The sequence below is a fragment of the Xanthomonas sp. 60 genome (genome assembly GCF_011761925.1).
The window spans coordinates 584,413-598,541 of record NZ_JAASQW010000002.1; the positions used below are offsets into that span (position 1 = coordinate 584,413).

At 69.2% G+C, this 14,129-nt stretch carries 13 protein-coding genes; 6 read left to right on the forward strand and 7 right to left on the reverse strand.

What is annotated here, in order from left to right:
- Nucleotides 1–26: 26 nt before the first annotated feature.
- The 7 genes from FHY09_RS06505 to FHY09_RS06535 form a co-directional block, all read right to left on the reverse strand.
- On the reverse strand, nucleotides 27–965 hold the full coding sequence (locus FHY09_RS06505) for a nucleoside hydrolase (RefSeq protein WP_166925328.1): 939 nt from the start codon (nucleotides 963–965) through the stop codon (nucleotides 27–29).
- A 102-nt stretch (nucleotides 966–1,067) separates the two neighbouring features.
- The gene (recG, locus tag FHY09_RS06510) at nucleotides 1,068–3,179 is read right to left on the reverse strand and encodes an ATP-dependent DNA helicase RecG (protein WP_166925330.1); all 2,112 of its coding nucleotides are present in this window, start codon (nucleotides 3,177–3,179) and stop codon (nucleotides 1,068–1,070) included.
- 7 nt (nucleotides 3,180–3,186) lie between these two features.
- Nucleotides 3,187–3,573 carry a RidA family protein gene (locus FHY09_RS06515; protein ID WP_166925332.1) on the reverse strand — a complete coding sequence of 129 codons (387 nt, stop codon included), beginning with the start codon at nucleotides 3,571–3,573 and terminating at the stop codon, nucleotides 3,187–3,189.
- A 262-nt stretch (nucleotides 3,574–3,835) separates the two neighbouring features.
- Nucleotides 3,836–5,995, reverse strand: a complete 2,160-nt coding sequence (locus FHY09_RS06520) for a RelA/SpoT family protein (RefSeq protein WP_166925334.1) — start codon at nucleotides 5,993–5,995, stop codon at nucleotides 3,836–3,838.
- Nucleotides 5,996–6,100: 105 nt separating this feature from the next.
- On the reverse strand, nucleotides 6,101–6,400 hold the full coding sequence (gene rpoZ, locus FHY09_RS06525; RefSeq protein ID WP_166925336.1) for a DNA-directed RNA polymerase subunit omega: 300 nt from the start codon (nucleotides 6,398–6,400) through the stop codon (nucleotides 6,101–6,103).
- 110 nt (nucleotides 6,401–6,510) lie between these two features.
- Nucleotides 6,511–7,176, reverse strand: a complete 666-nt coding sequence (gene gmk, locus FHY09_RS06530) for a guanylate kinase (RefSeq protein WP_166925338.1) — start codon at nucleotides 7,174–7,176, stop codon at nucleotides 6,511–6,513.
- Entirely contained in the window at nucleotides 7,173–8,033 is an 861-nt protein-coding gene (locus FHY09_RS06535) for a YicC/YloC family endoribonuclease (protein WP_166925340.1), read from the reverse strand. The genes gmk and FHY09_RS06535 overlap by 4 nt, the downstream gene beginning before the upstream one ends.
- 122 nt (nucleotides 8,034–8,155) lie before the next feature.
- Between FHY09_RS06535 and rph the strand changes: the two genes are divergently transcribed.
- The 6 genes from rph (at nucleotide 8,156) to FHY09_RS06565 (ending at nucleotide 14,105) form a co-directional block, all read left to right on the forward strand.
- Entirely contained in the window at nucleotides 8,156–8,881 is a 726-nt protein-coding gene (gene rph, locus FHY09_RS06540) for a ribonuclease PH (protein ID WP_166925342.1), read from the forward strand.
- Entirely contained in the window at nucleotides 8,878–9,270 is a 393-nt protein-coding gene (locus tag FHY09_RS06545) for a VOC family protein (protein ID WP_166925344.1), read from the forward strand. The genes rph and FHY09_RS06545 overlap by 4 nt, the downstream gene beginning before the upstream one ends.
- Nucleotides 9,267–9,866 (forward strand): RdgB/HAM1 family non-canonical purine NTP pyrophosphatase, encoded by a 600-nt coding sequence (rdgB, locus tag FHY09_RS06550; RefSeq protein ID WP_166925346.1) that lies wholly within the window; start codon nucleotides 9,267–9,269, stop codon nucleotides 9,864–9,866. The genes FHY09_RS06545 and rdgB overlap by 4 nt, the downstream gene beginning before the upstream one ends.
- A gap of 20 nt (nucleotides 9,867–9,886) precedes the next feature.
- Nucleotides 9,887–11,137 carry a radical SAM family heme chaperone HemW gene (gene hemW / locus FHY09_RS06555; RefSeq protein ID WP_166925348.1) on the forward strand — a complete coding sequence of 417 codons (1,251 nt, stop codon included), beginning with the start codon at nucleotides 9,887–9,889 and terminating at the stop codon, nucleotides 11,135–11,137.
- A gap of 62 nt (nucleotides 11,138–11,199) precedes the next feature.
- Nucleotides 11,200–13,722 carry a DUF1631 family protein gene (locus tag FHY09_RS06560; RefSeq protein ID WP_166925350.1) on the forward strand — a complete coding sequence of 841 codons (2,523 nt, stop codon included), beginning with the start codon at nucleotides 11,200–11,202 and terminating at the stop codon, nucleotides 13,720–13,722.
- Entirely contained in the window at nucleotides 13,719–14,105 is a 387-nt protein-coding gene (locus tag FHY09_RS06565; RefSeq protein ID WP_456362719.1) for a PilZ domain-containing protein, read from the forward strand. Before FHY09_RS06560 ends, FHY09_RS06565 begins: the two co-directional genes overlap by 4 nt.
- The last annotated feature ends 24 nt before the right edge of the window (nucleotides 14,106–14,129 follow it).

The following is a 14,129-nucleotide window of genomic DNA, read 5'->3' on the forward strand; positions in this document are numbered from 1 at the left end:
GCCTGAAGCGCGGCGCGCCCGCAAGCTCAGCCCGCCGCGCCCAGCGCCCGCCGGACCAGCGCCTCGAAGCGCTGCTGATCATAGGCCAGCAGCAGTTCGCAGTTGTCCGGCCGGCCGGTCTGGCGGTTCCAGTCGACCAGGGTGGCCCCGCGGAACCCGCCAGCCAGTTCGATGCCCACCGGCGCGAATGCCACCCGCTGTGCGCCCTCCGGCTCCAGCGCCCAGGCCATCGCCAGCGCATCGGCGGTGAACCAGCGGTCGCCCTTGGCATCTTCGGACAGGCCCCGGGTCTTGCGCGAGATCAGCTCATAGAAGCGCGCGCGCGGGGTATCGGCGGCCAGCCAGTGTTCGGCCTGCGCCAGCGGCAGGCCGTGGGCCACGGTGGCTTCCCAATCCGAGACCCGCAACTGCGGGAAGGCGCTGAACACCACGTGGGCGGCTTCGGGATCGAAGGCGATGTTGAACTCTGCCACCGGCGTGATGTTGCCGTGGCAGGTCAGCGCACCGCCCATCACCACGATGTTGCCGATGCGCCCGGGCAGGGTCGGATCGAGCTTCAGCGCAAGCGCGAGGTTGGTCAGCGGGCCGAGCATGACCAGCATCAGCTCACCGGCGTACTGGTGGGACAAGCGCAGGATCGCCAGGGCCGCGTGCTCGGCCTCGGCCTGGCGGGCGGCCGGCGGCAGCGCCACGTCGCCATAGCCATCGCGGCCATGCACGTGGGCGGCATCCAGGGAGGGATGAATAAGCGGGTCCGGGCTGCCGGCAAACACCGGTACGTCCTCGCGGCCCACCACTTCACAGAGCTTGAGCGCGTTGCGGACGGTGTACGCCAGTCCGACATTGCCAGCCGCGATGGTCAGGGCGACCACGTCATGGCGATCGTCGGCGAAGGCCATCAGCAGGGCCAGTGCATCGTCGACGCCGGGGTCGGTGTCGATCAACAGCGGAATCTTGGAAGTCATCAGTGCCGTCTCTGAGCGGCAACGGAGTGTCGCACCGGGTCGGCTGCAAATACAACCGGTGGCCGCGGGACGGCAACAGCGCCGGGCCCGCGCGCGGCGGTCCTACGCCCCGGCGTACCGCACCGCCGTGCCGATCCAGCGGTCCACCACGCGGTCGGCCAGCGAAGGCGCCTGCTCGAGCAGGCGCTCGGCCAGGGCATGCACGCCCGGCAGCAGGCCCGCGTCACGCGCGAGATCGGCAATGCGGAAGCCGGCCAGTCCGGTCTGCCGCGTACCGAGCAGTTCGCCAGGACCGCGCAGTTCGAGGTCCTTCTCGGCGATCAGGAAGCCATCGTTGGTCTCGCGCAGGGTCTGCAGCCGCTCACGCGCCATCATCGACAGCGGGGCCTGGTACAGCAGCACGCAGCGCGATACCGCCGAGCCACGCCCGACCCGGCCGCGCAGCTGGTGCAGCTGGGCCAGCCCCAGGCGCTCGGCGTTCTCGATCACCATCAGCGAGGCGTTGGGCACGTCCACGCCGACTTCGATCACCGTGGTCGCCACCAGCAGGTCCAGTTGCCCGGCCTTGAACGCGACCATCGTGGCGAGCTTCTCCGCCGCCTTCATGCGTCCGTGCACGAGCCCGACGCGCACGCCCGGCAGCAGGGACTGCAGCGTCTCGAACGCGGTCTGGGCCGGGGTGGCATCAAGCTCTTCGTTTTCTTCGATCAGCGTGCACACCCAATACGCCTGCCGTCCTTCCGCGCAGGCCAGCGCGATGCGTTCGATCAGCTCGCCGCGACGGTCACCGTTGAGCGCCACGGTCTGCACCGGGGTGCGTCCTGGCGGCAGTTCATCGATCGCCGAGACATCCAGATCGGCGTATTCGGACATCGCCAGGGTGCGCGGAATGGGCGTGGCCGTCATGACCAGCTGGTGCGGCACGCTGTGGGCGCCGGCGCCCTTGTCACGCAGCGCCAGGCGCTGGTGCACGCCGAAACGGTGCTGCTCATCGACGATCGCCAGCGCGAGGTCATGGAACACCACGGCGTCCTGCATGAGGGCATGGGTGCCCACCACCACCTGCGCTTCGCCGGTGGCCACCTGCTGGAGCACCTTCGCACGCGCCTTGCCGGTGACCTTGCCGGCCAGCCACGCCACGCGCACGCCGAGCGGTTCCAGCCAGCCACGCAGGTTGTTGAGGTGCTGCTCGGCCAACAGTTCGGTAGGGGCGGCCAGGGCGACCTGCTTGCCCTGCTCCACCGCGAGCATGCCGGCCAGCGCGGCCACCACTGTCTTGCCCGAGCCGACATCGCCCTGCACCAGGCGCAGCATGGGGCTGGGCCGTGCGAGATCGTCGCGGATCTGCTTGAACACGCGCGCCTGTGCGCCGGTGAGGGCGAACGGCAGCGTCTCCAGCAGCGCCCTGGCGAGCCGGCCGGGACCGGCCAGCGGCGGCGCATGGTGGGCCTGCAGGGCGATGCGCTGGCGGCGCAGACTGAGGTGGTGGGCGAGCAGTTCTTCCAGCGCAAGACGACGCTGCGCGGGGTGCGTTCCCGCCGCCAGGGCAGCCAGGTCGGCCTGCGCCGGCGGGCGGTGCACGGTGAGCAGCGCGCTGCGCAGTGACGGCAGCCCGAGGTCGTCCAGCCACCCCGGCGGCAACAGCTCCAGCGCGGCCTCCTCCGGCAGGCGGTCCAGCGCCTGCCCGATCAGCTTGCGCATCGTGGCCGGACCCACCCCTTCCACGGCCGGATAGACCGGGTCCAGGCTTTCGCCGAGCACGGTCTCTTCATGCCGCCCGAGTACCTGGTAACTGGGATGTACGATCTCCAGCCCGTTCTGTCCCGGCTTGGGTGTACCGAAACAGCGCAGGCGATTGCCCACGGCGAACTGGCCGACCTGTTGCTGGCGGAAATGGAAGAAGCGCAGCACCAGCGTGCCGCGCCCCTCGTCTTCGACGGCGACCTTGAGCATGGGGCGATACCGCATGCCCCGCTCCACGGCCGTCACCCGTACCTCCAGCTGGGCCGGTACGCCGGCCCGCAGGTCCTCGATCAGGGTGAGGCGGGTGCGGTCCTCGTACCGCAGGGGCAGGTGCAGCCACAGGTCCTGCAGGGTGGCCAGGCCACGCGCCTGCAGCCTGGCCGCCACGGCCGGCCCCACGCCGACGAGCGTCGCCAGCGGAGTCTCACCGGACGGCGCCAGGGCCGGCGCCGCGACTGCCCTGCGGGCCATGACCGGCTCAGCCGATGACCATGACCGCATCGACTTCGAAGTTGGCACCCTTCGGCAGGCCGGAGACTTCGATGGTGGAACGGGCCGGGAAGGGCGCCGTGAAATAGTCCTGCATGACGGCGTTGACCTTGGCGAACTCGCCCAGGTCGGTCAGGTACAGGCCCAGCCGCACGATCTGGTCGAGCGAGCCACCGGCCTGCTCGGCCACCGCCTTGAGATTGTCGAAGGCGCGACGCGCCTGTGCTTCCACGTCACCCACGCCGACGATTTCGCCGCTGGCCGGATCGAGCGGGATCTGGCCGGAGAAGTACACGGTGCTGCCGGCACGCACGGCCTGCGAGTACGGACCGATGGCGGCCGGTGCCTTTTCGGTGTTGATGATCTGACGGGTCATGCGGTGCTCCGGTATCAGGAAAAACAGAGCACGCATTGTACCGGGCAGGGACCGCGCACTTTTACTTTCTTTCGTCCCATGGCGGTGCCGGAACCTGTCAGCGCGACGGGTGGGAAGGAATGGCGGGACACTGTGAGGCAGGAGCCGAACGACAGCCTGCCTGGAAAGGTTCACGGCGGGCCCCGCCGCCCCTGCCCACCCGTCGCAGCCCCCGCACGCGGCTCAATCCGCCACGCAGGGCCCAGCCTCTCGCCAGGCCGGCTCAGGACAACTGGCGCCGTACCGACTGCACCACCGACAACCGCCGCAGCCGCCGCATCACTTCCGCCAGGTGATTCCGGTCCCGTACCTGCACATTGAACGCCAGCACCGCCGCATTGAAATCGCGATCCAGATAATCCACCCGCTCGATGTTGGAGTGGCTCTGCGCGATCGCCGCGGCCAGCTGTGCCAGCACGCCCGTACCGTTCTCCACTTCGACCACCAGCGAGGTGTCGTAGTCCCCGGACACCGAGGAATCCCACCCGATGGGCACCCAGCGTTCGGGCGACTTGCGCAGCTCGGCCAGGTTCGGGCAATCCATCCGGTGCACCACGATGCCCTTGCCGGCCGTGTGATAGCCCATGATGTCATCGCCCGGAATCGGCTGGCAGCAGTTGGCGAACGTAACCACGCCGCGCTCGCTGCCGTTGATCAGGATCTTCTCCTGCGACTGGCGTGCGCCACCACGCAGGTCGGCATAGGCCATCAATGCCTGCGCTGCCTGGGTCGGCATCCAGTTGCCCAGCGCGACCTCGGCCAGCAACGCCTCCAGGCGCGGATAGCGATGCTCGGCCAGGAAGGCATCCAGGCGGCCCTTCGGCAGCCGCTCCAGCGAGGAATCCATGGCCTCCAGCGCACGGTCGAGCATGCGATGGCCGAGCTGCACGGCATCCTCGTGCTCCAGCTGCTTGAGCTGGTGGCGGATGGCCGTGCGCGCCTTGCTGGTGACCACGAATTCCAGCCACTGCGGCTTGGGCGTGGCCGAGCGCGCGGTGATGATCTCCACCGTCTGCCCGCTCACCAGCTTGGTGCGCAGCGGCACCAGTTTCTTGTCCACGCGCGAAGCCACCGCCGTGTTGCCGACATCGGTATGCACCGCATAGGCGAAGTCCAGCGCGGTGGAGTTGCGCGGCAACGAGGTGATCTTGCCCTTCGGCGTGAACAGGTAGACCTCGTCAGGGAACAGATCCACCTTGACGTTGTCCAGGAACTCAAGCGAAGAGCCCGCCGCACGCTGTGAATCGATCAGCTCGACGATCCACGCATGTGCACGGCTCTGGGCGCTGTTGGGCGCATCGCCGCCGAACTTGTAGGTCCAGTGCGCGGCCACGCCCCGTTCGGCGATCAGGTCCATTTCCTCGGTGCGGATCTGCACCTCGATCGGCGAGCCATACGGCCCGAACAGCACCGTGTGCAGTGACTGGTAGCCATTGGCCTTGGGGATCGCGATGAAATCGCGGAAGCGCCCGTCCAGCGGCTTGAACGCCGCATGCACCGCGCCCAGTGCGTGGTACGCGCTGGGCACGCTGCGCACCACCAGCCGGAAGCCGAACACATCCATGACCTGGTCGAAGGATTTGTTCTCGTCGTGCATCTTGTTGTAGATGCTCCACGGCGTCTTGATGCGGCTGACCAGGCGGTGCTCCAGCCCTTCCTTGGCCAGGCGCTGGCTGAGCTGCACTTCGACCTGCGCCATCGCTTCCCGGCGCACCACCGGCTGGCTGCGGATGTGCTTTTCGATGATCGCGTGGCGCCACGGATACAGCGCCTTGAAGCCCAGGTTCTGCAGCTCGCTCTTGACCAGGCTCATGCCCAGCCGTTGCGCGATCGGCGCATAGATTTCCAGCGTTTCACGCGCGATGCGGCTGCGCGCCTCGCGACTCTGCGCGCCCAGCGTGCGCATGTTGTGCAGCCGGTCGGCGAGCTTGATCATGATCACGCGCAGGTCGCGCGACATGGCCAGCAGCATCTTGCGGAAGCTCTCGGCGGCCGCTTCCTGGCGGTCGCGGAACTTGAGCTTGTCCAGTTTGGTCACGCCGTCGACCAGCTCGGCCACCGCTTCGCCGAACTCGCCGGCCAGCTCCTCCCGGGTCAGCGGCGTGTCTTCGATGGTGTCATGCAGGATCGCGGCGATCAGCGCTTCCGCGTCCAGGCCAAGCTCGGCCAGCACCTGCGCCACGGCCACCGGATGGGTGATGTACGGTTCGCCGGATTTGCGGGTCTGCCCGGCATGCGCGGCCGCACCCACCTCCCACGCCCGGCGCAGCAGGGGAATCTGCTCCGGCGGCAGGTACCGCGCGGCGCGTTCAAGCTGAAGGACGTAGTCGGGTACGCCAACACCGGGGGCGGTGGCTGCCTGGGCAGAAGGACCTGGGTTCATGGCCGAAGCCTATTCCAGCGCGTCGATAACAGCAAACCCTGAATGCGAAACAGCCCGCGCGGGGCGGGCTGTTTCAGGCATGTCCGATGAACGCGTTCGCGTCGATCAATCGTCGTTCTTGGACATGTCTTCGTCGGCGACGACTTCCGCTGCCGCCCATTCCAGCGCTTCGCGTTCGGCACGCTCGCGCTCGGCCTTCTCGACTTCGTCGATCAGCGCGTTGTCGATCCGGCGCGCGGCGATTTCGCGCAGCGCCAGCACGGTGGGCTTGTCTTCGGTCTCGCTGTTGTCCAGCGTGGCCTGGACGCCGTTGGCGAGCTGGCGGGCGCGCTTGGACGCCATCATGACCAGGTCGAAACGGTTGTTCACGACTTCAAGGCAATCTTCTACGGTGATGCGGGCCATACGGGCTCCCGGCGACCGATCGGCCGCTCAGTCGAATGAGGGAAAGGGGACGGAGTGTAAGGGCAAGGGCAGGTAGAACTCAAGCTGAGCCCTGCCCTGCCCTTTTGCAATCAGTCAGTTGCGCCCGCTTCCGGGGTCAACAGGGCCTGGATCAACCCGGCGTGGCGCACCTTCTGCGCCTCGCGCCGCAGACGGCTGGCGGTGAAGATGGCGCACAGTTCATCCACGGCGGTCTCGAAGACTTCGTTGACGATGACGTAGTCGAAATCGTTGAAGTGCAGCATTTCCTCGCGCGCCGCACCGAGCCGCTGGGCGATCACCGCCTCGCTGTCCTGGCCGCGTTTGCGCATGCGGTCCTGCAGCGCCTGCCGGCTCGGCGGCAGGATGAACACCGTCACGGTCCCGGGCACCAGCTGGCGCACCTGCTGCGCACCCTGCCAGTCGATCTCCAGCAGCACGTCCTGGCCGGCCGCCAGCTGCGGCTCCACCGACTGCCGCGCCGTGCCTTTCCAATCCCCGTGGACCCAGGCGTGCTCGAAGAAATCGCCGGCAGCGATCATCTGTTCGAAGGTCTCGGCGCTGACGAAGTGGTAGTGCTCGCCATTGACCTCGCCCGGACGCATCGCGCGCGAGGTGAAGGAAATGGACAGGGCGATCTGCGGATCGCGGGCCAGCGTCGCGTTGACGATGCTGCTCTTGCCGGCCCCGGAGGGCGCAGCGACGATGTACAGCGTGCCACGCGCGGGCGCGGTGGACGGGGTCGGCGGGTTGCTCATTCGATGTTCTGCACCTGTTCGCGGATCTGGTCGATCAGCACTTTCAGCTCCACGGCGGCGCTCGAGGTGCGCGCATCCACCGATTTGGAGCCGAGGGTGTTGGCTTCGCGGTTGAACTCCTGCAGCAGGAAATCGAGGCGCCGGCCCACCGGCTCGCGTTGCTTCAGCACGCGGCGGATCTCGATCACATGGCTGCCCAGGCGGTCCAGTTCCTCGTCCACGTCGAGCTTCTGCAGCCACATCACCAGCTCCTGCTCGGCGCGGCCCGGATCCACCGGATGCGGCAGGTCCGCCAGGCGTGCAGCCAGCTTGGCGCGCTGGCCTTCGCGGATCGCGGGGATCAGCGTGCGCACCTCGGCGGCAATGCGCTCCACGCCGTCCACGCGCTCGCTGATGGCTGCGCCCAGCGCATCGCCCTCACGTTCGCGCGCGGCCACGAACTGGGCCAGCACCTGGTCCAGCAGAGCCAGCGCCTCAAGCTGGAGGGCGGCGGCATCGGTGCCCTCCCCCCGCAGCACGCCCGGCAGCTGCAGCAGATCGGTGAAGCTCACCTGCAGGTTCGGAAAGTCGGACGTCAGCCGGTGCGCAAGCTGGCCGAGCTGGCCCAGCAACGCCTCGTTGACCTGCAGGCTGGCAGCGGACTCCGGCGCGCGCAGGCGCAGCACCAGGTCGACCTTGCCACGGCTCAGCCGCGCCGCGATGCGCTCGCGCAGCTGCGGCTCCAGTGCGCGCAGTTCCTCGGGCAGACGGGTGCCCACTTCGAGGAAACGGTGGTTGACCGAGCGCAGTTCGCAGCCCAGCGTGCCCCACGCGGTGGCGCGCTCGCCGCCGGCCCAGGCAGTCATGCTTCGAATCATGGGGGGTTCCTGATGCTCCCAAAGGGGGAATGGTACCCTAGCGGCCCTGTCCCAGCCTCCCCGCCGGCCCGCATCGGATCCCGGCGAGGGCGCGTTCCCCAAGCTTTCATGGAACCCCACGCATGTCCTTCTCCCGTCCCAGTGGCCGTCAGCCCGACCAGTTGCGCCCGGTCGTCATCCAACGCGGCTTCACCCGCCATGCCGAAGGGTCAGTGCTGGTGTGCTTCGGCGAAACGCGCGTGCTGTGCACCGCCAGCGTGGAAAACCGCGTGCCCGGCTTCCTGCGCGGCAAGGGCGAAGGCTGGGTGACCGCCGAGTACGGCATGCTGCCGCGTGCCACGCATACCCGCAGCGATCGCGAAGCCGCACGAGGCAAGCAGGGGGGCCGCACGCTGGAAATCCAGCGCCTGATCGGCCGCAGCCTGCGCGCCTGCGTGGACCGCAACGCCCTCGGTGAGCGCACCATCACCCTGGACTGCGATGTACTGCAGGCCGACGGCGGTACCCGTACCGCGGCCATCACCGGCGCCTACGTGGCCCTGGCCGATGCGGTGAACCTGCTGATGAAGCGTGGCGACATCAAGCGCAACCCGATCATCGGCGCAGTCGCGGCGGTCTCGGTGGGCGTGTACCGCGGCACCCCGGTGCTGGATCTGGATTACGCCGAAGACAGCGATTGCGATACCGACATGAACGTGGTGATGAACGATGGCGGCGGCTTCATCGAGCTGCAGGGTACCGCCGAAGGCCACGCGTTCCGTCGCGACGAACTGGATGCCCTGCTGGCGCTGGCCGACAAGGGCGTGACCGAACTGCTTGCCGCACAGCAGGCAGCATTGTCCGCATGAGCCGCCGCCTGGCCCTGACCACCTACCTGGTGGACGACTATGGCCGCGCCATACAGTGGTTCACCGGCGTGCTCGGCTTCCACCTGCAGCAGGACATCGACCAGGGCGGTGGCAAGCGCTGGGTGGTCGTCTCGCCCACCGCCGAGGGCGGTGCGGCGCTGCTGCTGGCACGCGCTGGCAGCGATGTGCAGGCGGCACGCGTAGGCGACCAGACCGGCGGCCGCGTGGCCTTCTTCCTGGAAACCGATGATTTCGCCCGTGACCACGCCGCGATGCTGGCTGCCGGCGTGACGTTCCTGGAAGCGCCGCGGGTGGAGCCTTACGCCACCGTGGCGGTGTTCCGCGATCTGTATGGCAACACCTGGGACCTGCTGGAGCCGCGCGCATGAATCAACTCGTTCTGGCCAGCCACAACGCTGGCAAGCTCAAGGAACTGCGGGCCATGCTCGCCGACCTGCCGCTGCAGATCGTCTCGGCCGCCGAGGCGGGCGTGGGCGATGTGCCGGAAACCGGACTGACGTTCGTGGAGAACGCCCTGATCAAGGCGCGCGCCGCGTGCCAGGCCAGCGGCCTGCCTGCCATCGCCGATGATTCCGGCCTGATCGTCGATGCCCTTGGCGGTGCCCCGGGCCTGTACAGCGCGCGCTATGCCGGCAGCCCGACCGACGACGCCGCCAACAATGCCAAGCTGCTGCACGACCTGCGCGATGTGCCGGCCGCGCGGCGCACCGCGCGTTTCTTCGCGGTTATCGTGCTGCTGCGCCATGCCACCGATCCGCAACCGTTGATCTGCGAAGGCCGCTGGGAGGGCGTGATCGTCGACGCGCCACGCGGCAGCAACGGCTTCGGCTACAACCCGGTGTTCCTGGACCCCACGCACGGCCTGACCGCCGCGGAGATGGAACCGGCACTCAAGAACACCCTCAGCCACCGTGCGCTCGCGCTGCAGCAGCTCAAGCAGCAGCTCGCCGCACTCGCGCTGTAACACCGGCCCGCGCTCGCTCGATGTCCACCCTGATCCCGCCTCCGCTGTCGCTGTACGTGCACCTGCCCTGGTGCGTGCGCAAGTGCCCCTACTGCGATTTCAACTCGCACCAGGCCAAGGGCGCGCTGCCGTTCGAGGCCTACATCGATGCCCTGCTGCGCGACCTGGACCAGGACCTGCCGCTGGTATGGGGCCGGGTGGTGCACAGCGTGTTCTTCGGGGGCGGCACGCCCAGCCTGTTCCCGGCCGATGCGATCGCCCGCTTCCTGGACCAGGCCGCCGCGCGGCTGCGCTTCGCGCCCAACGCCGAAATCACCCTGGAGACCAATCCGGGCACGGCCGAACATGGCCGTTTCGACGCGTACCGCGCGGCCGGCGTGAACCGGCTGAGCTTTGGCATCCAGAGTTTCGATGACCAGGCACTCACCCGGCTGGGCCGGATCCACGACAGCGCCGAGGCCGAGCGTGCGGTGAAGATGGCGCAGGACGCCGGTTTCGACAATTTCAACATCGACCTGATGTACGCCCTGCCGGGCCAGACCCTGGCCGGCGCGGAGGCCGATCTGCAGCGCGCGTTCGCCTTGCAGCCGGCCCACCTGTCGCATTACCAGCTCACCCTCGAACCCAATACCGTGTTCTACGCCCGCCCACCGCAGGGCATGCCGGACGAAGACAGCGCGTGGGACATCCAGGAGCACTGCCAGGCGCTGATCGCCGAGGCCGGTTTCCAGCACTACGAAGTCAGCGCCTATGCCCGCCCGGGCCGGCAGAGCGCGCACAACCTCAATTACTGGCGCTTCGGGGATTACCTGGGCATCGGAGCCGGCGCGCACGGCAAGATCAGTTCCGGGGCCGGCCAGCACGTGCAGCGCCGCTGGAAACTCAAGCACCCGCAGACGTACATGGACAGCGCGGGCACAGCGGCCAACCTCGGTGGCGATGAACTGATCGACAGCACCCGCCTGCCCTTCGAGTACATGCTCAACCTGCTGCGCCTGCATGAGGGCTTCACGCTGTCCGACTTCGAGTCCCGTACCGGGCTGGCGCGCAGCGCGATCGCCGCGCCGCTGCGACAGGCGCTTGCGAAGGGGTGGCTGGAACAGGTCGGCGGCGGTCCGGCAGACCCCGCCGGACCGGTGCCCGCCCACGGCGGCGAAGGCCACGACTGCACAGCCACCGGCTGCCACGTGCAGCCGGAGCCGATCCTGCGGCCGACCGAGCTGGGCCGGCGCTTCACCAATGACGTGGTGGAGCTGTTCCTGCCCGGCTAGCGCGGCCGGAGGCGACAGAGTAGATTCCGTGGCCAAGCCAGGGAAAACGGACGCCCTCCACCATGTCACCCGTGCCGCCATCGCTGCCCGAAGACGCCGAACGCTTCGCCGATGTCACCGCACCCCAGCGCGTCAAGGAACTGCTGGGAATGCTGCTGGGCCTGGCCCGGAAGTCGCTGACCGCGCCGCTGACCCTGACCGTCGTGGAGCTGGAACGCGAGCTCATGCGCGAGGCCGAGCGTGCGCGCAACAGCCAGATCCAGGCCGACCTGCTTGCGCAGGCCCGCCAGGTCCACCCGTTCGCGGAGGGTTTCAGCCACCGCTTCCTGGATGAGCTGGTGCACGCCCTGCACGCCCTGTTCGGTGCCGGCGGACTGCCTGCGCCGGCCTTCACCGCGCCGGCCGAACCACCGCGCGAGGCGCTGGCCACGCTGACACTGGTCGATGACATCGACATCGACCGCGACATCGTGCTCAAGGACATCGTCCGCCGCGAGATGCAGCGCTCGGCCAACGCGCTGCAGCTGCTGGGGCAACGCCTGGCCGTGCTGGCGGCGCGCCCTGCGATCGAGCCCGAGCACGTGCCATTCGGCCCGGCCGGGCTGTGCGTTCTGCTGCGTCGCCTGGGCGAACAGGCGGGCCTGGAACTGGACGCGCAGCTGGCGCTGTACCGCAGTTTCGAACGGCAGGTGCTGGAGCGGCTCGGCGAGCTGCTGGAACGCGCCAACCTGCTGCTGGACCATGAGGGCGTGCTGCCCGGCCTGGTGCACACGCCTTACCTGGCCCGCTCGGCCGCGACCCGGCGCATCGTCACCGGGCCGGCGCGCACCGGGGACGCAGCACCTGCACGCCGCACGATCGCCGCACCGCTCACCGCCTGGAACGGCGGCACCACCAACGGATCGTGGTCGGCGATGGTGCAGGAGGTGGTCGGCGGCAGCCATGCAAGCGAGCAGGCCGTGCCCGCCACACTCGATCATGAGGGGCCTGCGCATCCAGGCCCGGCGCCGGACGACCTGCCACCGCCGCTGCCGATGGATCTTGCCGCGCCGGCGATGACGGCCCTGCACCAGCTGCTGGCGGGCGCGCGCGACGGTGGCATCGAGGCGCTGTCCCCTGCGGCCGCAGCGCAGGCCGACGCCTCCACTGCCGCGGCCCCCGCGCTCCTGTCAGCGGCGACCCGCCTACCGGCTGCAGGCCCCCCTTCGTCCCTGCCCGAGCCGCGTGCCACGGAACACCGGGAAGCCGCCCCGGCCGAGCCCCTGCAGGCCATGCCCCGGGCCACGGTGGATGCCATCCTCTCGCAGCTGCAGGCGCGCATCGCGCAGGGCGCGCGGCCGCACAGCATGGCCGATCTGCAGGCTGCACTGCTCGCGCAACTACGGGCCGAACATGGCGAACGGGCCGCGCTGACGGTCAAGGACAACGACACGCTGGAGCTGCTCGGCCTGTTGTTCCAGCAGATCCAGCAGCACACCCGGCCCACGCCGCCGGCGCAGGACCTGGTCGGCCGCCTGCAGGTACCGCTGGTGCGCGCGGCGCTGGCCGACCCGGGCTTCTTCGTCCGCGACGAGCATCCGGCACGCGAGTTCCTCAACACCATCGCCGAGGCGGGCGCGATCTGGCTCGGCGAGGACGATGTGGATCCGCAGCTGACCCAGCGGCTCGGTGCCGCGGTGGATACCGTGGTCGAACAGTTCCACGACGATCCCGCTGTATTCGCTGCGGCCAACGAGCAGGTCCAGGAGCATTTCCGCGCCGCCGTGCACAAGGCGGAGCTGGCCGAACGCCGCCACGTGGAAGCCGCACGTGGCCGCGAGCGGCTGGATTTCGCACGCCAGCAGGCCGGTGCGCTGATCGAAACGGCCTGCCAGGAAGCCGGGCCGCCGCGGTTCGTCCAGGTCCTGCTCAGACAGGCCTGGGCCGATGTGCTCACCCTCACCCAGCTGCGGCATGGCGAAACCTCGCCGCAATGGGAGCAGCGCCTGGCAGAGACCGCACAGATCGCCCAGCTCACGGCGTGCACGCCGGGGACCGACACGCCGGGCACGGCGCTGCTGGGCGCGTCCATCGAAGAAGCGCTGTTGCAGGTCGGTTATCACGGCGAGGAAGCGCAGGCGATCTCCCGGCGATTGTCCAGCCCGGGCGGCGAGGATGACACCAGCTCGCGGACCGAGCTCACCGCGCGCCTCAAATCACGCGCCCGGCTGGGTGGCCCCAGCGAGGGCAGCGAACCGCGCCGCCAGGCGCCGCTGGTGCGCAGCACGGTCGAGGAGGACTGCTATCGCCAGCTGTGCGCGCTGCCCTTCGGTACATGGTTCGAGTTCGTCACCAACCAGCAGGGCGACCTGCGCCGGCAGCGGCTGTCCTGGTACAGCCTGCTCACCGACCATGCCCTGTTCGTCAATGCGCGGGGGCAGAAGGTCGCCGAGCATACGCTGGACGGGCTGGCGCGGCTGATGGCGCATGACCAGGCCCGCATCGTCACCGAGGACAAGGGACGCCTGGTCGACCGGGCATGGCAGGCGACGCTGCGCACGCTGCGCGCGCTCGCCGGAACCTCTGCACAGGAGGTGGCCGCGTGACCGCTCCGCGCGATTCCGCCCCGGCGCCTGCCGAGGCGGCGCCCGATACCCGGCGCGCGCCGCGTCGCCAGGTCGCCGACCGCGTCCCGGTGACCGACCAGATGGTCGGGCAGATCATCGGCCGCCTGGGCAATGTGTCCGAGACCGGCCTGCTGATGCTCGCCTCCGTGCCGCTGTGCGAAGACGCCCTGTACCAGCTGCGCTTCCCGCTGCTGCTCGGCGATGGCCGGCACGCCGAGGTGGACGTGGGCGTGCACCTGCTGTGGACCGAGCCGGCGCATGTCCCCGGACAATCCTGGGCCGGCTTCCGGTTCCTGACCCTGGGACGCGAGCACCGCCAGCTGCTGCGCGAGTGGGTCAGCGAGGACAGTACCTCGACCTGAGCCTGCCTCGCACGTCGCCCTGCG